Raw genomic sequence first — 22,368 nt, 5'->3', positions numbered from 1 at the left:
AGGCGCGGCCCCGGCGTCTTCCGTCGCAGGGCGCGGACGGTACCTAGCCGCCAGACCGGGTCGCCGGGGGAAGCCTAGCCCGCCGACGAATACCCATATGTCGTGCCATTGGAGATCGTCCTGACCTGTGGACGAAGAATTCGGCTCCCTGGCCTCGGCCTTCTACGAGCACGTGCTGCGGCGGCCCGACGCGCTCGCCGTCACCGACGAACACCGATCCGTGAGCTACGCCGAGCTGGCGGACGCCGCCTGCGGGATCCGCCGCTCGCTCGACGCGCTGGGGCTGGTCCCCGGCGACCGGGTCGGCGTCTTCATGCGGCGCTCCTGGCGGGTCGTCGCCGCCGTCGTGGCGGTGATCGGCCACGGCTGCACGTACGTCCCCCTCGACCCCGACTACCCCGCCGAGCGGGTGCGGTTCATGGCCGGCGACAGCGGGCTGCGCGCGATCTGCGCCGACCCGGACGGGCCGTGGCCCTTCGCCGGGATGCCGAGGATCGAGGTGACCGGCGCGCTCTCGGGCGGGGACGTCCTGCCGCCCGTCCGGCGCTCCCCGGAGATCCCCACCCACATCATCTACACCTCCGGCTCCACCGGGACGCCCAAGGGCGTCGCCACCCCCGAGGGGGCGGTGCTGGAGCTGTTCCGCTCCGCCCGCGAGCGGTTCTCCTTCAGCGCCGACGACGTGTGGAGCTGGTTCCACAGCCACTGCTTCGACTTCTCCGTCTGGGAGATGTGGGGGGCGCTGCTGCACGGCGGGCGTGTGGTGGCCATCCCCGTCTCGGCCGGACGCGACCCCCGGCTGCTGCTGGAGACGCTGGACGCCGAACGGGTGACCGTGCTCTGCCAGGTGCCCAGCATGTTCAAGTACCTGGCCTGGGCGATGGAGCAGAGCCCCCGCCCGCTCGCGCTGCGCTACCTGATCTTCGGCGGCGAGGCCATCGACCGCGACACCATCCGCGCCTGGATGGACCTCACCGGCGGGCGCGAGGAGATCGTCAACATCTACGGCCCCACCGAGACGACCGTCTTCTCCACCTGCACGGTCGTGGACCGCGCGACGGTGGAGGACACCTCCGGGCCCACGAACATCGGCCGGGCGCTGCGCCACGTCCGCACCGCCGTCGTCGGCGCGGACGGCCGCACGGTGCCGGCCGGCGCCGAGGGAGAGCTGTGGGTGGGCGGCACCGCCCTGGCCGCGGGCTACGTCGGGCGCCCGGAGCTCAACGCCGAGCGGTTCCCGCTGGCCGACCTGGGCGACGGGGAGCGGCGCTGGTACCGCACCGGTGACCTGGTACGGCAGCTGGAGTCCGGGTCGTTCGAGTATCTGGGCCGCATCGACTCCCAGGTCAAGATCCGCGGGTTCCGCGTCGAGCTGGGCGAGATCGAGTCCGTGCTGCGGAACACCCCCGGCGTGAGCGACGCGGCCGTGGTCGTGCGGACCCCGCCGGGCGGCGAGCCGCTGATCGCCGCCTATTTGGTCGGCGAGCCGGTCTCCCCCCGCGAGCTGCGCGCCCTGTGCGGGGAGCGGCTGCCCGCGCACATGATCCCGGCCCGGTTCCACACCGTTCCCGTCCTGCCCCTGAACCCCAACGGCAAGCTCGACCGACTCGCCCTGGAGGCAACGCGATGACCGACGCGATCAGAGACGCCGTCCTGTCCGGCGAGAGCGACCCCGGCCACTTCGCGGCGCTGGCCGTGCCGGAGTCCTACTGGGGCGTCACCGTGCACGCCGACGAGGTCGACATGTTCGCCGGGATGCGCGGCGAGGACAAGGACCCGCGCAAGTCACTGCACGTGGAGGAGGTCGCCACCCCCGAGGTCGGGCCCGGCGAGGCGCTGCTCGCGGTGATGGCCAGCTCGGTCAACTACAACACCGTCTGGTCGGCGATCTTCGAGCCGGTGGCCACCTTCGGGTTCCTGCGCCGCTACGGCCGCCGCAGCGAGCTGGCCCGCCGCCACGACCTGCCGTACCACGTGCTCGGCTCCGACGTCTCCGGCGTGGTGCTGCGGGTGGGGCCCGGCGTCACCAAGTGGAGGCCCGGCGACCGGGTCGTGGCGCACTGCCTGTCGGTGGAGCTGGAGGACCCCGAGGGGCACGACGACACGATGCTCGACCCGCAGCAGCGGATCTGGGGCTTCGAGACCAACTTCGGCGGCCTGGCGGAGCTCGCGCTGGTCAAGGCGAACCAGCTGATGCCCATGCCCGCCCACCTGACCTGGGAGGAGGCGGCCTGCTCGGGGCTGGTCAACTCCACCGCCTACCGGCAGCTGGTCTCGCGCAACGGCGCGGCCATGAAGCAGGGCGACACCGTCCTGATCTGGGGCGCGTCCGGCGGGCTCGGCTCCTACGCCACGCAGTACGCGCTGAACGGCGGCGCCACCCCGGTCTGCGTGGTCTCCTCCCCAGAGAAGGCGGAGCTGGCCAGGAGGGCGGGCGCCTCCCTGATCATCGACAGGTCCGCCGAGAAGTACTCCTTCTGGCGCGACGAGCACACCCCCGACGTCGCCGAGTGGCGGCGCTTCGGCGGGCACATCCGCGAGCTGACCGGCGGCGACGACCCGGACATCGTGTTCGAGCACCCCGGCAGGGAGACCTTCGGCGCGAGCGTCTACGTCTGCCGCCGCGGCGGGACGATCGTGACCTGCGCCTCCACCACCGGGTTCATGCACTCCTTCGACAACCGGTACCTGTGGATGAGCCTCAAGCGCGTCGTCGGCACGCACTTCGCCAACTACCACGAGGCCTGGCAGGCCAACCGGCTGGTCGCCCAGGGGCGCGTCCACCCGACCCTGTCACGCACCTACCCCCTGGAGCAGAGCGCCGAGGCCGTGCACGACGTCCGGCGCAACGTGCACCAGGGCAAGATCGGCGTTCTCTGTCTCGCCCCCGCCGAGGGTCTCGGCGTGCGCGACCAGGAGCTCCGCGAGCGGCACCTGCCGGCGATCACGCGCTACCGGTCCTCCTAAGGAGCAAGCCATGACCTCGACAATCCTCGAACCCGGCGCGGGCGCGCGCGGGGCCGGCGAGCCACCGGGCGGCGGCTCCGGCAGGCCACTGGACAGCGGGCCCGGTACAGCGCCGGGCGGCGGGAGCGGCAGGCCGCTGGACATCTGCGTCTTCTGCGGCGCGGGACGGAGCAACTCCCAGGCCATCGTCGATGTGGCCAGGACAACCGGCAGGCTCATCGGGGAGCGCGGCCACCACCTGGTCTACGGGGGCGGCGGCTCCGGCCTGATGGGCGAGGTGGCGTGGGCCGCGTCGGAGAGCGGCGCGGCCATCCGGGGGATCATCCCGCGCTTCCTGTACGAGCGGGAGCGGGCGATCGCCGCGCCGGTCCAGGAGACGCACCTGACCGACACGCTGCACCGGCGCAAGGAGCACATGCTGCGCGGCTCCGACGCCTTCGTCGCGCTGCCCGGCGGCTACGGGACGCTGGACGAGATCCTCGAGGTGATCTCCGCCACCTACCTGGGCACGTCGGCCAAGCCGCTGGTCCTGGTGAACACCGGCGGCTTCTGGGACGGCTTCGTCAGCCTGGTCGAGACGCTGCGGCGCTACGAGCTGGTCGCCCCGGCCGGTTCGTCGGCGCGGCCGGTGTTCCACTCCGTCGACTCCCCCGAGGCGGCCCTCGCCCTCGTCGAGCAGCTGGCCGTCCCGGCGGCCTGACCCCCTACTGGAGGACCCCGATGGAGACCCGAGCGCCGCTGTCCCCCGCGGACAAGCGCGCCCTGCTCGCCAGGCTGATGAAGTCGGGCGCCACGCCCTTCCCGCTCTCGTACGGCCAGCAGTCCCTGTGGTTCATGGACCGCGTGCGCAGGGAGGCGAGCGTCGCCTACAACATGCCGTTCGCGTGGACGGTGCACGACGACGCCGACCCTGGCGCGCTGCGCGGCGCGTTCGAGTGGCTGATGGCGCGGCACCCGATCTTCCGCACGACGTACGGGCACGTCAAGGGGACCCCGGTGCAGCGGGTCACCCCGGAGGGCGGCCTGGACTTCCGCATCGCAACCCTCGCGCCCGGCCAGGACCTCGCGGCCCTGCTGGGCGCCGAGGCCGCCCGCCCGTTCGACCTGGAGCGCGGGCCGGTGCTGCGGGTGGTGCTGGTGCGGCGCCCGGCGGCGGCGCCCGTGCTGCTCTGGGTCACCCACCACATCGCGATCGACGGCTGGTCGCTGTTCCAGCTGCTGGAGGAGCTGGGGCGGGCGTACACGGCGCTGCGCGACGGGGCCGAGCCGTCCGGCGCGCCGCCCGCCGCGACCTACGCCGACTTCGTGGCGTGGCAGGCGGCGATGCTGGCCGGCCCCGACGGCGCCCGGATGGAGGCGTACTGGACCGGGCTGCTGGCCGACCCGCCGCCGGTGCTGGCGCTGCCCGCCGACCGGCCCCGCCCCGCCGACCAGGGCTTCCAGGGCTCCTCGTACGCCTTCCGGCTGGGCGCGGAGCGGTCGGCGGCGGTCGCGGAGCTGGCCGCGAGGAGCGGCTCCACGCTGTACACGACGCTGCTGGCGGCCTTCCAGGTGCTGCTGGGCAGAGCGGCCGGCCAGGACGACTTCCTGCTCGGCACCTGGACCTCCGGGCGCAGCCGCCCGGAGTTCTCCGACGTGGCCGGCTACTTCGTCAACCCGGTCGTGCTGCGCGCCGACCTGTCGGGGGACCCGGGCTTCTCCGAGGTGCTCGGCCGCACCAGAAAGGCGGTGCTCGGCGCCCTGGACCACCAGGACTACCCGTTCCCGCTGCTGGTGGAGCGGCTGGGCGCGCACCGCGACCCGAGCCGTTCCCCGCTGTTCGACGTGGCGTTCACGCTGCGCGCCTCGCAGCGGGGGGAGATCGTCCGCGCCGAGTCGCCCGAGGCGGTGTCGCCGCTGGGCGCCTCCTCGGCGGGCGAGCGGGGCATGCTGCTGCGGCTGGGCGAGCTGGCCCTGTCGACCTACCCCCTCGACCAGGCGACCGTCCGCTTCGACGTCGAGCTGGAGCTGGTCTCCGCCGACGGCGAGATCTCCGGCCTGCTGCGCTACGCCACCGGCCTGTTCGACGAGGCCACGATCGCCTGGCTCGCCGAGGGCTACCTTCGGGTGCTGGACTTCGTGGCCGAAGACCCCGGCCGTCCGGTCGGCGCCGTGCCGTGGGAGCCGCGTCCCGGCGTCGTGACACGCGACGGCGTCCCGGTCTCCACGGCCGCACGGGCACCGGCCGAGCTGCTGGAGGCCGTCACCGGCATCTGGAGCGAGGTGCTGGGCCTGGAGGCCGGGGAGATCGCCCCGGGCGACGACTTCTTCGACCTGGGCGGCCACTCCCTGGCCGCGGTCCAGGTGGCGATGCGGATCCAGGACCGGCTGGGCGTGGAGGTGTCCATCTCCGACGTCTTCCACCATCTGACGCCCGCCGGGCTGGCGGGCTGGCTGGCCGGGCCCACCGGGGCCGGGCCGCGCCCGGTGCCCAGGACACCCGGCGCCACCTACCCGCTCTCCCACGCGCAGGAGAGCCTGTGGGTGCTCGACCAGCTGGCCCCCGGAAGTCCCGCCTACAACGCGCCGCACGCGTTCCGGCTGCGCGGCCCGCTGGACGTCGAGGCGCTGGAGTGGGCGATCGGGCGGGTGACCGCCCGGCACGAGTCGCTGCGGACCACGTTCACCATGACCCGGCGGGGGCCGGTGCAGCGGGTGGCCGACCCGGCGCCGGTGCCGCTGCCGGTGGTGGAGACGGCCGACGCCGCCGGGCTCGTCCTGGAGGAGTACCGCAGGCCGTTCGACCTGGCCATGGGCCCGCTGCTGCGGCCCGTCCTGTACCGGGTCTCCCCCACCGAGCACGTGCTGCTCGTCCTGGTGCACCACATTGTCTTCGACGGCTGGTCGACGGCGGTCTTCTGGCGGGAGCTGTGCGCCTTCTACCGCCTGCGGGTCGAGGGCGCCGGCGACGCCGGCGGCACTGCGGAACCGGCGCCGCCCGGCGTGCAGTACGTCGACTTCGCCGTCTGGGAGCGCGAGTCGCTCACCGGCGACCGGCTGGCCGGCCTGGTGGACTACTGGCGGGAGCGGCTGGCGGGCTCGAAGGGCACCGCGCTCCCCACCGACCTGCCGCGCCCGAGGCGGCCGCTGTTCCAGGGCGCCCAGCACGCGTTCGACCTGCCGGTCGACGTCCGGGAGCTGTGCCGCGCCACCGACACCACGCCGCACATGGTCTACCTGGCCGCGTTCAAGGTCTGGCTGGCCCGCCGCGCCGGCACCCGGGACGTGGTGGTCGGTTCGGTGGTCTCCGGCCGGTCCAGGGCCGAGGTCGCCGACCTGGTCGGGCACTTCGTCAACACGGTGGCCGTCCGCACGCACCTGGGCGGGGCGCGCACCTTCACCGAGGTCGTCGGCCGGGTGCGGCAGAGCCTGCTCGGCGCCTACGAGCACCAGGAGCTGCCGCTGTCACGGCTGGCCGCGGAACTGGGCATGGGCCGCGCGACCCCGTTCGACGTGCTGTTCACCCTGCACGACGAGCGCCTGCTGGAGTCGGCCGACGACGGGCTGCCGGGGGTGACGGCCGAGCGGCTGGTCACGCCGCTGGGCACCTCGCAGTTCGACCTCGCCCTGGAGGTCACCGACCTGGGCGGCTCGGCGCGGGCGGTGCTGGAGTACGACACGGCGCTGTTCCTCCCGGCGACGGTCGCCGCGATGGCCGCAGAGCTGGAACGGTCGATCACCGCCCTGGTGACCGGCCCCGGCCTTCCCCTCGAGGTGACGGCATGACGACGACGCGCGTGCTCGACCGCGCGGCGCGGGCGGTGAGCTTCCCCGCCCCCCGTCCGCGGGCCGCGGTCCGGCTGTTCTGCCTGCCGTACGCGGGCGGCGGCTCCGTGGAGTACCAGCAGTGGGCCGACCTGCTGCCGGACACGGTGGAGGTGGTGCCGGTGCACCTGCCTGGACGCGAGCGCCGGTTCCGCGAGGCCCCGCACACGGTGATGGCCGGCCTGGTCACCGAGCTGGCCTGTGCCCTGGCCCCGCACCTGGGACGGCCGTACGCGCTGTTCGGCTACAGCATGGGCGCCTGGGTGGCGTTCGAGCTGGCCAGGGAGCTGCGGCGGAGGGGCGCTCCCGCGCCGCTGACGCTGCTGGCCGCGGCGGCCGGCGCGCCGGACGGCCCGCGCGCCCCCGCCGTCCACGACGCCCCCGACGGCGAGCTGGTGGCCTGGATGCGCCGCCTGGGCGGCAGCGGCGGCCTGCCGCTGGACGACCCGCGGCTGCTGGCGGTGGTCCTGCCGCGGGTGCGGGCCGACCTGAGGGTGACCGAGACCTACCTGCCCGCCGCCGAGGCGCCGCTGGAGTGCCCGCTGGTCGTCTACACCGGCGACGGGGACGAGGTCGTCTCGCCCGGCGAGGCCCTGCTGTGGGGCCCGCACACCGCCGGGGACCTCCGGCTCCGGGTGCTGGGCGGCGGCCACTTCTTCCTGCACGAGCGCCGGGCGGAACTGCTCGGCCACATCATCCGCGACCTGGAGGTCTGACGTGAGCACGTACGCAGTGGTGGTCAACGACGAGGAGCAGTACTCCCTGTGGCCGCACGGCCGGGCCCTGCCCGCCGGGTGGACCGCCACCGGGACCGTCGGCGGCCGTGACGACTGCCTGGCGCACATCGAGCGGGTGTGGACCGACATGCGCCCCAGATCGCTGCGCACGCCATGACCGTCCTGCAGGGGACCCGGCCCCGTGTCAACGCCGGGCGCCTGGTGGAGCACGTGGCGAGGCTGGGCGCGGTCGGCGCGGTCCCCGGCGGCGGGGTGACGCGGCTGGCGTTCACGCCCCAGGACGTGGAGGGGCGCGCGTACGTCGCGCGGCTCATGGAGGAGGCGGCGCTGACCGTGGAGGTCGACGCGGCCGGCAACCTGATCGGCCGCCGCCCCGGCTCCGTGCCGGGGGCGGCCGCGCTGGTCCTGGGCTCGCACATCGACACGGTGCCCGACGGCGGCGCCTACGACGGGGCCTACGGGGTGCTGGCCGGCATCGAGGTGGCCAGGACCCTGTACGAGGAGGGCGTGCGGCTGAACCACCCGCTCGCGGTGGTGGCCTTCTGTGACGAGGAGGGCGCCCACGGCACGATGGGGATGCTGGGCTCGCACGGGTTCGCCGGGGTGCTGCCGCCCGAGGCGGCGCTGGCCCTCGACGACCGCGGCGTCCCGGTCGCCGACCTGCTGGCGGCGGTCGGTGGCGACGCGGGCCGGCTCGCCGAGGCGGCCTGGTCGCCCCGTGACGTCGCCGCCTACCTGGAACTCCACATCGAGCAGGGAGACGTGCTGGAGCGCCTGGGCGTGCCCATCGGGGTGGTCGAGACGATCACCGGGCGGGTGAACGTCTCGGTCACCGTCGACGGCACGGCCGGGCACGCGGGCACCACGCCCATGGAACACCGGGCGGACGCGCTGGACGGCGCCGCCCGGCTGGTGCTGGCCGTGCGGGCCATCGCCGCCGCCGAGCGGCTGGTGCTGCGCGCCACCACCGGGACGTGCGCCGTCGAGCCCGGCATGTGGAACGTCATCCCCGGCAGGGTCCGGCTGGGGGTGGAGTTCCGCGACACCTCGGCCGGGGCCCTGGACGCGGCGCTGGCGCGGCTGGCCGAGGTCGCCGCCGAGGTCGCGGGCGCGACCGGCACCCGCGTCACGGTCGTGCCCGGGGCGCGCACCGCGCCGGTCGACTGCGACGCCGGGCTGCGCGACATCGTCGCCCGCTCCGCGGCCGGGCAGGGCCTGCCGTACCACCGCCTGCCCAGCGGGGCCGGCCACGACGCGCAGATCGTGGCGCGGATCGCGCCCGTCGGGATGATATTCGTGCCGAGCAGGGGCGGCGTGAGCCACGCGCCCGCGGAGTACACCGCGCCGGAGCACCTGGCGTGGGGGGCGGACGTGCTGCTCACGGCGGTGCTGATGCGCGACGCGGCCCCGGATATCGACCGGTAGCCGATGCGATACCGACTCGATCGTGCCCCATTCTACGTTTGTCGCAGAACGGAAGAAGGAAAGAAAACAACACGGATGAATGAGGTCGAAAATGTCTCGGTGGATTACCTGGGTCGCGAAAGTCACCGCCACTGCCGCGCTCTTCGCACTCCCCCTGGCCGTCGTTCAGGGCACGGTCTCCGCGGCGGCGTCAATCGCCCACACCACCGGCGACAGCACATGGACCTGACGATTCCAAGGGCATTACGGATAAAGTCGCCAACCGCTCCGTGATTCGCCGATAATCCTCGGAGCCGGTGCCGGCGCAATAATCCAGAGCACGATTCAGCGCGTCGAAGGCCGCGGGCTCGTCCCCCTTGAGAATAAACACCTCGCCCAGCGCGGACAGGGCCCTGAACCGCCACAACCGGGTGTCCAGCTCGGTGGATATCTCCAGTGTCTCCCGCAGGTGGGCCACCGCCTCGTCGAACCGGCCGCACCGGGCGTGCACCTGGCCGAAGGCCAGGTGGATCCGCGCCTCCACGAACCTCTCCCGCACCCCCTGGGCGATGACGAGCGCCTCGTCCAGGCTCTCCACCGCGGCGGCCAGCAGGCTCTGGCGGATCTGTATCTCCCCCAGCCCGCACAGGATGTACGCCTGCCCGATACCGTCCTGCCGCTTCCTGACCAGGGCGAGCGCGGCCCGCACGATCTCCTCGGCCTCCGCGGGCCGGTCCTGGCGCAGCAGCGCCTCCCCCAGCCTGTTGAGGATCTGCGCCTGCCCCCGCTCGCTGCCCAGCCGGCGGAACACCTCCAGCGCCTGCCGCAGCAGGGGCTCGGCGAGCTCCAGCCTCCCCAGGTCCACGTGGACCTGGGCGATGCCGCCGAGCACGTGGGCCTCGGCGAAGTGGTCACCGACCTCGGCGAAGATCCTCTTCGCGGTGAGGAACCCGTCGAGCGCCGTGTCGAAGCGGCCCGCGAGCCGGTCGAGCAGCGAGATGTTGCGCAGCGCCAGCGCCATCCCGTAGGGGTCCTCCAGCCGTTCGAACAGCTCGCGCGCCGCGCTCAGGCACTCGCCCGCCCGCTCCGGGACCTGCTGGAAGAGGTGCATGCTTCCCAGCGAGCACAGGACGGCCGCCTCGCCGCGCGGGTCACCGGCCTTGCGGGCGGCCTCGAGGGCCGTCTCGTGGGTGGTGCGCCAGTCGTCGAAGTAGCTGCGGACCTCGAAGAGGGTGGTGGCGGTGACGGCGAGGTCCCAGCACAGCTCGGACGCGCCGAGGTGCGCGGCCTGGGAGATCGCGGCGACGATGGCGCCGCGCTCGGCGTCCAGCCAGTCGAGGGGCCGTTCCAGGAGCTCGTCGGCGTCGGCCGGCCGCCAGCGGGGCACCGAGCCGTGCAGCTGGGTGAAGGCGCCGCCGTACTCCCGCTGGTGTGCCTCCTCGGCCAGCGCGAGCCAGCAGCTCAGCGCGCGGGTGGTCGCGGCGAGGCGGTCCTCGGCCGGCTCCTCGGCGTGGGCGCACTCCCTGGCGTACAACCTGACCAGGTCGTGGAAGCGGTAGCGGATCTGGTCGGCGCCGTCGCGGCCCAGCACCTCGACGAGCTGGGCGTCCACCAGCTGGTCGATCAGGTCCTCGGCGTCGAGGTCGTCGACGCCGAGCAGCGCCGCACCCGCCCAGGAGGCGAAGTCGGGCGCCTCCAGCAGCCCCAGCCTGCGGAACATCAGCGCCGCCCGGGGGCTCAGGTCGCGGTAGCTGAGGGCGAAACTGGCCCGTACGGTCAGCTGGCCGTAGCTCAGCTCGTCCAGGCGGCGGCGCTCGTCGGCGAGGCGCTTGGCCAGGCGGGCCGGGGTCCAGTACGAGCGGGCGGTGAGGCGCGCGCCCACGATCCGCAGCGCCAGCGGCAGGCCGTCGCACAGCTCGCCGAGCAGGGTGGCGGCCTTGGGATCCTCGTCCATCACCACGGAGTCGGCGACCCCGGAGAGCAGCGCGGCGGAGTCGGCCGAGCCCAGCACCTCCAGATGGATCACGCTGGCCCCCTCCCTGGGGGCCAGGTCTCCCAGCGGGTCCCGGCTGGTCACGATCACGCAGCAGGTGCCCGAACCGGGCAGCAGCGGCCTGACCTGGTCGATGGCGCGGGCGTTGTCCAGCACCAGCAGCACCTGGCGCTTGCCGATGACGGTGCGCAGCAGGCCCGCGCGCTCGTCCAGGTCCTCGGGGATGCGCTCGCCGCCGATGCCGAAGGCCCGCAGGAAGCGGTCCATGACCGCGCCGGGCGTCAGCGGCTGGGCGTTGAGGTCGTAGCCGCGCAGGTTCACGAAGAGCTGGCCGTCGGGGAAGCGGGAGGCGACCCGGTGCGCCCAGTGCACGGCGAGCCCCGACTTGCCGACCCCGCCCACCCCGGTGATGAGGGCGATGGTGAGCAGCCCCTGCCCGAGCCGCTTGTCCAGCAGGGCGTCCAGCTCGGCGATCTCGGTGGCCCTGCCGACGAAGTGCGGCACGTCCGCGGGCAGCTGCGCGGGCACCACCCCGTGCTCGGCGTGAGCCACCGCCGCCGCGGGCTCGGCGGGCGCGGGCCCGGATTCCGCGACGGCCTCGGGGGCGGGCGCGGACTTCCTGGCGGGCGGCGGCGCGGGCGCCGGGGTCAGGTCCGGGTCGTCGCGGAGGATCGCGTCGTGCAGTTCCTGCAGCTCGGTTCCCGGTTCGATGCCGAGCTCCTCGACCAGCTGCATCCGCCCGATCCGGTACGTGTCGAGCGCCTCGGCCCGGCGCCCGCACCGGTATCTGGCCAGCATCAGCTGGGCGCGCAGCCGCTCGCGCAGCGGGTTGGCGTCGACGAAGACGGAGAGGTCGTCGATGAGTTCCCGGTGCCGGCCCAGGGCCAGCTCCAGTTGGACGCGCTCCTCGGTGAGCGTCAGCTGGCGGTCGTCCAGCCTGCGCGCCTCGGACTCGACGAACGCGCTCTCGATGCCCGCCAGGACCGGACCGCGCCACAGGCCGCACGCCTCGGCGAACATCCGGGCGGCGCCGGCGAGGTCGCCCGCGCTCTCCGCGGACCGCGCCTGGGAGGCGAGGCGCTCGGCGAGCAGGACGTCGACCTGCGACGGGTCGGCCTGCAGGACGTACCCGGGAGAGGAGGTGCCGAGCAGGTTCGCCGGCGCCCCCGCCTCCAGGAAGGCGCGGCGGAGCCCGGAGACGCAGATGACCACCTGGCTGCGGGCGGTGGGAGGTGGACGCTCGCCCCATATCGCCACCGCGAGCAGGTCGACGGGGACGACCCGGCCCGCACGCAGGATGAGGGTGGCGAGAATGATGCGCTGGCGTGACCCGCCGATCGAGACCCTTTGCTCACCTACCAGGACTTCAAGTGGACCGAGAACTCGAAACGACAGAGCAGTGTCCATGCGCCACCATCGGGAAGTGTTCGACTGCCCCTTACGCAGGGTGAATCATTTATTCGCGAAAAACCCCATTCCAACAGCATTTGTCCTGGCATGTCCAGTCTTTATGGTGCAAGCACCCTCGAGTATGGTCTCACTTGCGGGATTGTCGGGGCTTTTCTGTGACCGGACGTCCGTATCCACGCCGAACGACGCGGCCGGAACCGCGAAGGAGGAGGCGGCCGGAACCGCGAAGGGAGGCGGGCGGCGCCTTCCCCGGTATCGCCGCCGGCGTTCCGTGGCCCGCCGCTCCCAAACAGCCTGGCGCGCTCCCCTGGGACCGGGCGTCAGGGGCGTCAGGGGCGTCAGGGGCTACGCCTCGGCCGCGCCCAGCCACGCGCTGATCCCGGCCAGCGCGCCGGGGCCGTAGTCGGAGGTGACGTCGCGGGCCAGGTCGGCCACCGTGATGGATCGCAGGGCGTCCCGCCAGGCGTTCTCGGCACCGGCCATCGCGCGCTTGATGGCGCAGGGGGCGGTGCACGACTCCGGCGAGGCGGCCAGCGGGCCGCGCAGGCGGATCTCGGTGCAGACGAAGGCCGGGCCGGGCCCGTCGACGGCCTCGACGACGTCGAGCACGGTGATCAGCTCGGGAGGGCGGGTGAGGACGTAGCCGCCCGCCTTGCCCTGGACCGAGCGGACGAGTCCGGCGCGCGAGAGTGCCTGGAGCTGCTTGGCGAGGTAACTGGGCGAGACGTCGTGCAGTTGCGCCAGCCGCGCGGCCGGTGCCGGTTCCTCCACCGAGGTCAGCACGACACAGCAGTGCAGAGCCCACTCGACCCCGCCGGACATCTTCACCTCCTCACTCTATCCGTCCCCCCTTGACTCGGACAAAAAATATCCGTGTAGCATCTCGGATAACAGATGTCCGAGTTAGCGGGCATGGATCACCGAGGAAGGGCAGGACGTGCCATGAAGTTCGCAGTCATCGGCGGAACCGGGCTGATCGGGTCGAAGGTCGTGAAGATCCTGAACGAGGCCGGGCACGAGGCGGTGCCGCACTCGCTGTCCACCGGGGTCGACGTGCTCACCGGCCAGGGCGTGGACGCGGCGCTGACCGGCGCCGACGTGGTCGTCAACCTGACCAACTCCCCGACCTTCGACGAGGCCTCCCCCGCGTTCTTCCAGACCTCGATGGACACCCTGCTGGCAGCGGCCGAGCGCGCGGGCGCCGGGCACTTCGTCATCCTGTCCATCATCGGCGTCGACCAGGTCCCCACCGACTACTACCGCGCCAAGACCCTCCAGGAGGACCTCCTCAAGGCCGGCCCCATCCCCTACTCCATCGTGCGCGCCGCCCAGTTCATGGAGTTCATCGGCGACATCCTGTCCTGGACCGCCGACGACGAGACCGTCCGCCTGCCTCGCACCCCCCTCCAGCCGGTCGCCGCGGCGGACGTGGCCGCCACCGTCGCCGACGTCGCGGCCGGGGCACCCCTGGGCGGCGTCCTCGACCTGGCCGGGCCCGACGTGTACCCGCTGGACGAACTGGGCCGGATCACCCTCGCCGCCAGGGGAGACAGGCGCTCGGTGACCACCGACGAAGACGGCGGCATGTTCGCCGCCGTCCCCGGCGACGTCCTCACCGCCAAGGACGGCGCCCGCATCGCCCCCACCCACTACACCGACTGGCTGAAGAACTAGACCGCGCTCCGCGCGCAGACGCCCGACGGCGGGAAGCCGTCACCCGAGGCCGGCCCCGGCATGAGGAGGACGGCTGGACGGTGACGGCCCCGCGTGCCTGCGTACCATTCCGCGCGCAGAGGTCGGTACGGACAGACATGCGGCGCCGCCTGATCATCGAGTCCGGGGAGTGCAGAGGTAGAACACCTCAGGATCGCCGTCGTCCAGGCCGTGGACCATGCCCACCGATCGCCAGCCGACGCGTTGGAGCAGCCGCTGCATGGGCTGGTTGGACAGGTTGGTCGAGGTGAACAGCTTGCCGGTCAGGCATGAGGCCATCGCGGCGCGCAGCAGTTTCTCGCCGACGCCATGACCCCGCCCGGACTCGGCGACCATGAGCATCGTCACGAAGCCCTGGTCGAAGAAGGTGTATTCCAGTACACAGTAGCCCGCTGGGCCGGTCGGAGTGTCGGCGAGAAGGATCGAGCCCGCGCGACACCAGCGTTGGATATGGGTGCGCCGCTCATCACCGTCGGATCGCGCCACCGGGTCGAGGGCCACGAGAGCGGGCGCATCGGCCGGCGTGCCGGCCCGGATGGTGAGCGCGCGCAAGTCATGAACGTTGTTCATGGGCGCGATCTTCTCACTCCGCGTGGAGACGCCTGGTTTCCGATCGGCCGGCCACACGCTCGCACCTCTCCGCACGTGTAGTTGTGGCTGGCTCTGGACCGGAAGTCGTACGCCGGCACCGCGTGCCGCCTCAGGTGAGTTCCAGGCCGCCGTCGACGGTGAGGATCTGGCCGGTGATCCAGGTGGCCGCGGGGTCGGCCAGGTGCACGATCCAGGCGGCCACCTCCTCGGGGCTCCCGCGGCGGCCGAGCGGGATGCTCGCGGCCTCGTCCTGCTTGATCTGCTCGACCGCCGCCTCGGACAGCCCGGCGGCGGCCAGGGCCTCGCTCTCCGTGGGACCGGGGGCCAGCGCGTTGACCCGGATGCCGTCGGCGGCCAGCTCCAGCGCCCAGCTGCGGGTCAGCTGCTCCAGGGCGGCCTTGGACGCGGCGTAGTGGGCCGCACCGGGCAGCGGCCGATGCCCGTAGGTGGAGGAGACGTTGACGATCGTGCCGCGACCGGCGCGAAGGTGCGGCAGCGCGGCGCGGGCGAGCATGCTGGGTGCGGTGACGTTGAGGGCGAACAGGTCGCCGACGCGCTGGGCGTCGGTGTCGGCCAGCGACATCATCGCGGTGGCTCCGGCGTTGTTCACCAGGACGTCCAGGCGCCCCCACCGCTCGATCGCCGCGTCGACGATCGCCCCAGGAGCCCGGTCGGCGCGGACGTCCGCGGCCAGGACGTCGATGCCGGGATGCCGGGCGGCCGTGTCCCGCAGGGTTTCCGCGCGGCGTCCCACCCCGAGGACGTGCGCTCCGGCGCGGGCGAAGGCGAGGGCGGTGGCGCGGCCGATCCCGGACCCGGCTCCGGTCACGATCACGGCACGGTCCCGCAGGCGGCCGGTGGGCTGGTCGGTCATGGAACTCCCCAATGTTCGATGTTTATGAAACATCGAACAACGTATAACATCGCAGGATGAGGCAGGCACACCACCCCGAACCAAGCGAGATCGCGCTGACCAAGGTGATGGCCGCCCTCAGCGACCCGATCCGGGTCGGGCTGGTGCGCGTGCTGGCCGACGGGCGCGAGCGCGGCTGGGGAGAGCTACGGGCACCCGTGGCCAAGTCGACGCTCAGCCACCACCTGCGAGTCCTGCGCGACGCCGGGCTGACCCGCACCCGGCAGGAGGGGACCCGCTGCTACGTGGTCCTGCGCCGGGAGGATCTGCAGGCGCGCTTTCCCGGGCTGGTGCGGACGGTGCTGGCCGCGGCCCAGAGCGACGACGTCGGCGGCCACGTCAGCGTGCAGGAAGACCCCGACACCGCCCGGTAGTGCCTTGTCAGGTGGCCGGGACGGATGCCGGCGGCGGGCCGGGCGGCCCGTCCAGGTGACCGGTGGCACCCGTGGCCCCTTGAGGATCGCGCGGGGCGCCGGGCCGCCCCGCCCGCCCTTCCCGCCTCGGGATGCTCAAGCCAGCACCGCGGCGGCGACCGTGTCGGTGTACCAGCGTTCGAACCGTTCGGCCGGCCAGCCGCGCCGGCGTACGAGCCAGTCGTAGTTGCGAAAGTCCATGGCCAGCCACAGGACGTCGGCGACGCTGTCGACGTCGTGGTCGGGACGCACGGATCCGGTGGCGACGAGCTCGGCGGCGAGCATGGTCATGCCGCGCCTGCGGTCTTCGACGTTCTTGTGCCAGATGCGCGCGGCGTCGGCGTCCGCGGTGGCCGCGCCGGCCAGCGCGATCATCACCTCGGTCTGGCGGGCGTGGGTGACGACGAGGTGCCGGGCGTAGCGGGCGAGCTTGGCGCGAGGATCGGACAGGGCCCGGATCTCGGCCACGAACGGCCGGTCGGGCAGCGCGACCGGCTCGTCGTCGCCGGCGACGGTGACGTCGACGAGTTCGGACAGCAACTGCTGTTTGCTGCCGAAGGCCGCGTAGATCGTCTGGACCGCCACGCCGGCCTCGGTGGCGATGGCGGTCAGCGGAGTGGCCGCGTAGCCGGGGTCGACGAACAGCCTGCCGGCCGCCTCCAGGATCGCCCGCCGGGTCTGGCGGGCCTGCTCCCGGCGTCGCTCCGACTGGTAGCTCCGCTTGCCGTCCACCCGCGTTAGTATAAGGTTCCATTAGATAGAGTCTCACTCTATCTAATAGAGAGGTGATCGCGATGCCGTTCGGAGTGATGCAGGAGATGCCCGGCGTGACCGAGGAGGAATACCTCGCGGTGGAGCGCAACCTGGGCCCGGACCGGCCGCCGGGCCTGCTCGCCCATGTCGCGGGGCCGGTCGAAGGCGGCTGGCGGATCATCAACGTCTGGCAGGACGCGGAGGCGTTCCGGCGCTTCCAGTCCGAGCGGCTCATGCGCGCCGCCGGTCTGGCCGCCCAGATGGACGGGTTCGACGCGGGCAAGGCCGCGAATTTCCGGTCCGTGACGGTCGACGGCGCCGAGATGCCCTTCCCGTGACCGACATCGCCGCCGTGCGGGCCCGCAACGCCACGTTCTGGGCGCAGGCCGCGCCGGGATGGATACACCACGCCGACCGTCAGGACGAGTACGGCCGGCCGCTGGGTGCCGTGGCGCTCGACTGGCTGCGCCCCCGGCCCGGAGAGCGGATCCTCGACGTCGGCTGCGGGTGCGGCGGCACCACCGCCGAACTCGCGGCGGCGGTCGCCCCGACCGGCGCGGTGGTCGGCCTGGACCTGGACGACTCCATGGTGGCGGCCGCGGCCGCGCGGTTCCCGGGTGACCGCCATCCCGGCCTGAGCTTCGCCGCCGCCGACATCGAGACCGCCGGCACCGTCGCGGGGGCGCCCTTCGACGCGGTCTTCTCCCGGACGGCCCTCATGCTGCTGGCCGACCCCGTCGCCGGCTGCTCCACGATCCGGCGGGCGCTGCGTCCGGGTGGGCGCATGGCCGCCACCGTCTTCCGTGACGGCGCGACCAGCCCCTGGATGCACGCGGTGTTGCTCGGCGCCGCGCCGCATCTCGGGCCGCTCGCGCCGATGCCCGCCGTCGACGAGCCGGGCCCGTTCGCGTTCGCCGACTCCGGACGGGTGATCCGCGTCCTGACCGAGGCCGGTTTCGAGGCCGTCACCGTCCAGCCGCACGACATCGCCCTGGACGCCCCCGGCGACCCCGGCACCGTGGCCGAATGGCTGATCGAGATCGGCCCGGCCGGAGCCGCGTACCGTGACGCCACACCGCAACAGCAGGCGGCCGCGCGCGCCGGGGCGGCCCGGCTGCTGGCCCGCTTCCGCGAGCCGGCGTCCGGCTACCGGTTGACGACCGGGATCTGGCTCATCACCGCGGTGGCCCCGTGAGGCGGGCGCCGCCGTGACCCTCGCGGCTTCAGGATCATCGGGCCGCGACACCCGGTGGCGCGCCCCGAAAAGCGCGACTCCGGCGTCCTGCTGGGCGCGGTCGACGAGTACGACCACTTCCGCGAGCAACCGATCAAGTTGATCACGATCGTGTGAGGCACTCGCCGACCGCCGGGCACTACCTGGTGATGGTGAAGGTGTCCACGTCGAACAGCGAGCCGGAGCCGCCGCTGAAGGTCAGGAAGATCGGCCCCGAGCCCGTCGCGGTGAGGGTGGTGGAGACGGTCCTGAAGGTGTCCCAGCTGCCGGTGTTGGGCACGGCCACCGAGCCGAGCACCGTCCCGGTCTGCGAACCGGCGCGGACCCGGATGGTGCCGCCGGCACCCGCCGAGGAGACGCGGGCGCTGAAGGTCTTCGCCCCGGAGGCGTTCACCGACGCGTACCCGGCCCAGTCGCCGTTGTCGATGTAGCCCACCGTCCTGCCGCCGCTGGCCGTGCCGTGGTTCGCCGGCTGCACGCCGAAGTTGGAGGTGTAGGCCTCCCCCTCGACCGTGGTGCCGGTGCCGCCGGTCCTCGGGCTGCAGTCGGCCGCGACCTGTCCCGCGGCGTACCTGATGCCGCCGAGGAGCAGGCTGCGGAAGGCCGATTCCGCGTAGGACTGGATGGTGTGGCCCAGGCCCGTGTAGAACGAGCGGCCAGAGCCCTGCGGGTGGCACCAGGTGATGGGGTGGTCACCGTTCATGGTGCCGCCGCTGTAGCTGCTCTCGTCGAGAGACTGCAGGACGCGCGCGGTGGAGCGGGGGTTGGTGCCGTAGTTGTACCACTCGTCGCTGCGGCTCCAGGTGGCGCCGAGGTGGGAGGTGGCCGGGTGGGTGTTGTCCTCGGTCCGCACGGTGGCCTGCTGGATCGCGGGGTGGCCGTTGAACCGGGCGCCGACGAGCTGGCCGTAGTAGGCCCAGCCGTACTCGGTGTCGGCCGCCGCGTGGATGCCGAGATAGCCGCCGCCGCCGTTGACGTAGTTCTGGAACGCGGTCTGCTGGGTGTCGTTGAGTACGTCACCGGTGGTGCTGAGGAAGATCACGGCTTCGTACGTGGCCAGGTTGGACGCGGTGAACGCTCCTGCGTCCTCGGTCGCGGTCACGGTGAAGCCGTTGGCGGCGCCCAGGTCCCTGATGGCCTGGATGCCGGTCGGGATGGAGTCGTGGCGGAACCCGGCCGTCTTGGAGAAGACCAGCACCTCGTACGGGGCGGCGGCCTGGGCCGCTGCCGGGACGAGCACGGTCGCGGCCGCCATGGTGGCCGCCGCGACTGTCGCCAGCCCGCGTGCGATGAGACTGCGCATCGCTGTCCTTTCGTGTGCGGACGGATCCCCGGTGCGGCGGGAGACCGCCGCACCGGGGATCCGTCACTACTTGGTGATGGTGAGGGTGTCGACGTCCAGCAGCGAACCCGAGCCGCCGGTGAAGGTCAGGAAGATCGACCCTGAACCCGTCCCGGTGAGGGTGGTGGTGACGTTCTGGAAGGTGTCCCAGCTGCCGGTGTTGGGCACGGCCACCGAGCCGAGCACCGTCCCGGTCTGCGAGCCCGCGCGCACCTGGATGGTGCCGCCGGGACCGCCCGAGGAGACGCGCGCGCTGAAGGTCTTGGCCCCCGGCGCGGTCAGCGTGGTGTACCCGGCCCAGTCGCCGTTGTCGATGTAGCCCATGGTGGTGCCGCCGCTGGCCGCGGCGTGGGCGGCCGGCTGCACGCCGGAGTTGGAGGTGTAGGCCTCCCCCTCGACCGTGGTGCTGGTCCCGCTGCCACCGGTGTTCAGGGTGAAGGCGTCGAGGTCGAAGAGGTTGCCCTGACCCGTGACCCCCTTGAAGACCAGGAACAGCGTGGTGGTGCCCGAGGGCGCGTTGCCGAGGTTGGCCGAGACGTTCTGGAAGTTCTCCCAGCCGCCGGTGACCGGCACGGTGGCCGTGCCGAGGAGCGTGCCGGTGGCCGACCCCGCCCTCACCTCGAGCGTTCCGCCGACACCGCCGGAGGAGACGCGGGCGGTGATGGAGGTCGCGTTGCCGAGCGCGTACGGGGTGAAGGAGATCCAGTCGCCGTTGTCGATGAACCCGGCGGTCTTGGCGCCCTCGGCGGGGCCGTGATCGGCGATCTGGACGCCGGACTGGGCGCCGAAGTGCTCGGCCTGACGGTGGCGGGGCTGCAGGGTGCGGGTGCTCTCGCTGGTCAGGCCGCCCTTGTCGGTGTAGCTGGCGACGAAGACGCCGTAGATGTTCGCGGCGCTGTCGTGCTCACCGTCGGTCGGGACCGCGATGCTTCCCGAGCAGCCGTTCCTGCTGGTGATCTCGTGCGCGTGGCTGTCGTGGCCCAGCAGGTAGGTGACCTTGACCTTGGTGCAGTCGATGGTCCCGTCCTCGGGGTCGCTGACGTTGACCTGGAAGGGCACCGTGTCGCCGAAGGAGAACAGCTGCCCGTTGACGGGCTGGGCGAGGTTCACCGTGGGCGCGGTGTTGCCGACCGTGATGGTGACGTTCGCGGTGCCGGTCAGCCCGCCGGAGTCCCTGACGGTCAGCGTGGCGGTGTAGGTGCCGTTCGTCGTGTAGGTGTAGGTGGGGTTGGCCGCGGTGGAGGTGGCGCCGTTGCCGAAGTTCCACGAGTAGGTCAGCGCGCCGCCCTCGGGGTCGGAGCTGCCCGCCGAGGAGAAGGTGACGGCCAGCGGGGCGGGCCCGGAGGTCTTGTTGGCGGCGGCCTTCGCGATCGGGTTGCGGTTGCTGCCCCCGATGTACTCGACGCGGTAGAGGGCCTGGTTGCCGGAGCCGGTGCCGTAGTCGAGCACGTACAGCGCGCCGTCGGGGCCGAAGGTCAGGTCCATGACCTGGGTGCCGGTCCACGGGAAGGCGTCGATCGTGCCGGGCGCGCCGGAGGAGGTGACCTCGATGGCCTTGATCCAGCGGCGGCCGTACTCGGCGGCGAAGTAGCGGCCGTTGAGCGAGGCGGGGAACTTGACGGCCGAGTTCAGGGCCGCGTCGTAGCGGTAGACCGGGCCGCCCATCGGCGACTCGGAGCCGCTGCCGAACTCCGGCGGCGATCCGGCGTCACCGCCGTAGCGGATCCAGCTGGGCTTGGCCGCGGGCAGGGTGGTCAGGCCGGTGTTGCGGAACGAGTTGTTCGTCGGGCCTCCGGCGCAGTTGTACTTGGCCTGGGACGGTCCGGACGGGAAGGTGTACTCGTTGTAGGTCTCGGCGGTGGTGTTGGTGCCGGTGCAGTACGGCCAGCCGTAGTTGCCCGGGGCCGTGATGCGGTTGAACTCCACCTGGCCGCCGGGACCGCGGCTGGAGTTGGTGCTGCCGGCGTCCGGCCCGTAGTCGCCCAGGTAGACGATGCCGGTGGCCTTGTCGACCGACATCCGGAACGGGTTGCGGAAGCCCATCGCGTAGATCTCGGGACGGGTCTTGGCCGTGCCCGGGGCGAACATGTTGCCGCTGGGGATGGTGTAGGTGCCGTTCGCCTGCGGCTTGATGCGGAGCACCTTGCCGCGCAGGTCGTTGGTGTTGCCCGAGGAGCGCTGGGCGTCGAACTGCGGGTTGCGGTCGGTGCGCTCGTCGATGGGGGTGTAAGAGTTCGACTCGAACGGGTTGGTGTCGTCGCCCGTGGTCAGGTACAGGTTCCCGGCCGCGTCGAAGTCGATGTCACCGCCCACGTGGCAGCACTGGCCGCGGTCGTTGGGCACCTCCAGCACGACCTTCTCGCTGGCCAGGTCCAGGGTGTTGTCGGCCTTGAGGGTGAACCGGGACAAGTTCAGGTGTCCCTTCCACGCCTCGAAGGTCGCCGCGCTGCCGCTGGTGGGCGCGTCCCCGCCCGGGGTGTTCAGCTTCGGCGAGTAGTACACGTACACGTAGCGGTTGGTGGCGAAGGCGGGGTCGGCGGCGATGCCCTGCAGCCCCTCCTCGTCGTGGGTGTAGACGTCGAGCTTGCCGGCGGTCGTGGTGTCGCCGGCGGCGGTCGTACGGCGGATCGTGCCGTCGCGCGCCGTGTGCAGGATCGACCTGTCGGGCAGCACCGTCAGCGACATGGCCTCGCCGAGCTCGCTCGAGCCGGTGGCCAGGGGGACCTGCTGGTAGTCGGAGGCCGGGATGTCGACCATCGCGCGGGCCGCCGCGCCGGTGGCCGATCCGGTGGCCGCTGAGGCCGTCGATCCGGTGGCCGCGTGGGCCGCCGGGCCGGTGGCCACGGCGCCGGTGGTGATGAGCAGGGCCGCGGTCAGCAGCCTGGCCCACGGCCGAGGGCGTGGGGACATGGAGGGTCCTTTCCTGACTTGGGGGGATCAGTCAGGCAAGGCGCGCGCCGCCGCGCTTATGCCGTCCGGCAGCGCTGTCACGCGCTACCGGATGATGCCGGGTCTGGTGGTGCGGTGGTGCGGTTGTTGCGCGCGGTCCCGGAGGGTGCCGTCTCCGGGACAGACCGATGGAGACCAGCAGTCT

General features: G+C 72.7%; 18 protein-coding genes. 11 read left to right on the top strand and 7 right to left on the bottom strand.

All coding sequences use genetic code 11. The features are described from left to right. Nucleotides 1–127: 127 nt before the first annotated feature. Genes ACTOQ1_RS24170 through ACTOQ1_RS24140 form a run of 7 tightly spaced genes read left to right on the top strand, consistent with a single transcriptional unit; the run spans nt 128 to nt 8,933 of the window. A complete protein-coding gene (locus ACTOQ1_RS24170; protein WP_440070301.1) occupies nt 128–1,630 on the top strand; it encodes an amino acid adenylation domain-containing protein in 1,503 nt (500 codons plus the stop codon). Then, nucleotides 1,627–2,967 (top strand): crotonyl-CoA carboxylase/reductase, encoded by a 1,341-nt coding sequence (gene ccrA / locus ACTOQ1_RS24165; protein WP_440070300.1) that lies wholly within the window; start codon nt 1,627–1,629, stop codon nt 2,965–2,967. The genes ACTOQ1_RS24170 and ccrA overlap by 4 nt, the downstream gene beginning before the upstream one ends. A gap of 10 nt (nt 2,968–2,977) precedes the next feature. Next, entirely contained in the window at nt 2,978–3,667 is a 690-nt protein-coding gene (locus ACTOQ1_RS24160) for a TIGR00730 family Rossman fold protein (RefSeq protein ID WP_440070299.1), read from the top strand. A 20-nt stretch (nt 3,668–3,687) separates the two neighbouring features. After that, on the top strand, nt 3,688–6,732 hold the full coding sequence (locus ACTOQ1_RS24155; protein ID WP_440070298.1) for a condensation domain-containing protein: 3,045 nt from the start codon (nt 3,688–3,690) through the stop codon (nt 6,730–6,732). Then, nucleotides 6,729–7,487: a thioesterase II family protein gene (locus ACTOQ1_RS24150; RefSeq protein WP_440070297.1), complete on the top strand. Its 759-nt coding sequence runs from the start codon at nt 6,729–6,731 to the stop codon at nt 7,485–7,487. Before ACTOQ1_RS24155 ends, ACTOQ1_RS24150 begins: the two co-directional genes overlap by 4 nt. Before the next feature lies 1 nt (nt 7,488). After that, nucleotides 7,489–7,665 (top strand): MbtH family protein, encoded by a 177-nt coding sequence (locus tag ACTOQ1_RS24145; protein WP_440070296.1) that lies wholly within the window; start codon nt 7,489–7,491, stop codon nt 7,663–7,665. After that, the gene (locus ACTOQ1_RS24140) at nt 7,662–8,933 is read left to right on the top strand and encodes a Zn-dependent hydrolase (RefSeq protein WP_440070295.1); all 1,272 of its coding nucleotides are present in this window, start codon (nt 7,662–7,664) and stop codon (nt 8,931–8,933) included. The genes ACTOQ1_RS24145 and ACTOQ1_RS24140 overlap by 4 nt, the downstream gene beginning before the upstream one ends. Before the next feature lie 190 nt (nt 8,934–9,123). On the opposite strand, the gene ACTOQ1_RS24135 is transcribed toward ACTOQ1_RS24140, so the two are convergent. Both ACTOQ1_RS24135 and ACTOQ1_RS24130 read right to left on the bottom strand, forming a co-directional pair. Next, complete coding sequence (locus ACTOQ1_RS24135; RefSeq protein ID WP_440070294.1) at nt 9,124–12,312, bottom strand: AfsR/SARP family transcriptional regulator; 3,189 nt, start codon at nt 12,310–12,312, stop codon at nt 9,124–9,126. A gap of 348 nt (nt 12,313–12,660) precedes the next feature. After that, a complete protein-coding gene (locus ACTOQ1_RS24130) occupies nt 12,661–13,137 on the bottom strand; it encodes an Rrf2 family transcriptional regulator (RefSeq protein WP_440070293.1) in 477 nt (158 codons plus the stop codon). 120 nt (nt 13,138–13,257) lie between these two features. Between ACTOQ1_RS24130 and ACTOQ1_RS24125 the strand changes: the two genes are divergently transcribed. Continuing rightward, on the top strand, nt 13,258–13,989 hold the full coding sequence (locus ACTOQ1_RS24125; RefSeq protein WP_440070292.1) for an SDR family oxidoreductase: 732 nt from the start codon (nt 13,258–13,260) through the stop codon (nt 13,987–13,989). 153 nt (nt 13,990–14,142) lie between these two features. Here ACTOQ1_RS24125 and ACTOQ1_RS24120 read toward each other — a convergent pair whose 3' ends face one another. After that, on the bottom strand, nt 14,143–14,598 hold the full coding sequence (locus ACTOQ1_RS24120; protein WP_440070291.1) for an N-acetyltransferase family protein: 456 nt from the start codon (nt 14,596–14,598) through the stop codon (nt 14,143–14,145). 130 nt (nt 14,599–14,728) lie between these two features. Then, the gene (locus ACTOQ1_RS24115; protein ID WP_440070290.1) at nt 14,729–15,493 is read right to left on the bottom strand and encodes an SDR family NAD(P)-dependent oxidoreductase; all 765 of its coding nucleotides are present in this window, start codon (nt 15,491–15,493) and stop codon (nt 14,729–14,731) included. Nucleotides 15,494–15,549: 56 nt separating this feature from the next. Here ACTOQ1_RS24115 and ACTOQ1_RS24110 point away from each other — a divergent pair, with 56 nt between their 5' ends. Further along, nucleotides 15,550–15,906 (top strand): ArsR/SmtB family transcription factor, encoded by a 357-nt coding sequence (locus ACTOQ1_RS24110; protein ID WP_440070289.1) that lies wholly within the window; start codon nt 15,550–15,552, stop codon nt 15,904–15,906. Nucleotides 15,907–16,041: 135 nt separating this feature from the next. On the opposite strand, the gene ACTOQ1_RS24105 is transcribed toward ACTOQ1_RS24110, so the two are convergent. Beyond that, the gene (locus ACTOQ1_RS24105; protein ID WP_440070288.1) at nt 16,042–16,677 is read right to left on the bottom strand and encodes a TetR/AcrR family transcriptional regulator; all 636 of its coding nucleotides are present in this window, start codon (nt 16,675–16,677) and stop codon (nt 16,042–16,044) included. A gap of 62 nt (nt 16,678–16,739) precedes the next feature. Here ACTOQ1_RS24105 and ACTOQ1_RS24100 point away from each other — a divergent pair, with 62 nt between their 5' ends. Next, nucleotides 16,740–17,036 (top strand): hypothetical protein, encoded by a 297-nt coding sequence (locus tag ACTOQ1_RS24100; protein WP_440070287.1) that lies wholly within the window; start codon nt 16,740–16,742, stop codon nt 17,034–17,036. Further along, nucleotides 17,033–17,893: a class I SAM-dependent methyltransferase gene (locus ACTOQ1_RS24095; protein WP_440070286.1), complete on the top strand. Its 861-nt coding sequence runs from the start codon at nt 17,033–17,035 to the stop codon at nt 17,891–17,893. The genes ACTOQ1_RS24100 and ACTOQ1_RS24095 overlap by 4 nt, the downstream gene beginning before the upstream one ends. A gap of 178 nt (nt 17,894–18,071) precedes the next feature. Here ACTOQ1_RS24095 and ACTOQ1_RS24090 read toward each other — a convergent pair whose 3' ends face one another. Together ACTOQ1_RS24090 and ACTOQ1_RS24085 are read right to left on the bottom strand one after the other, a co-directional pair. Further along, nucleotides 18,072–19,235 carry a ThuA domain-containing protein gene (locus ACTOQ1_RS24090; RefSeq protein ID WP_440070285.1) on the bottom strand — a complete coding sequence of 388 codons (1,164 nt, stop codon included), beginning with the start codon at nt 19,233–19,235 and terminating at the stop codon, nt 18,072–18,074. Between the two features lie 66 nt (nt 19,236–19,301). Further along, nucleotides 19,302–22,184, bottom strand: coding sequence for a carbohydrate-binding protein (locus ACTOQ1_RS24085; protein WP_440070284.1), 2,883 nt, complete (start codon nt 22,182–22,184; stop codon nt 19,302–19,304). Nucleotides 22,185–22,368 lie beyond the last annotated feature (184 nt).

The organism is Streptosporangium sp. OZ121, from assembly GCF_051918885.1.
Taxonomy (GTDB): Bacteria; Actinomycetota; Actinomycetes; order Streptosporangiales; family Streptosporangiaceae; genus Streptosporangium.
The sequence above is the reverse complement of the archived record's forward strand: the minus strand, read 5'-3'. Positions and strand labels throughout refer to the sequence as shown.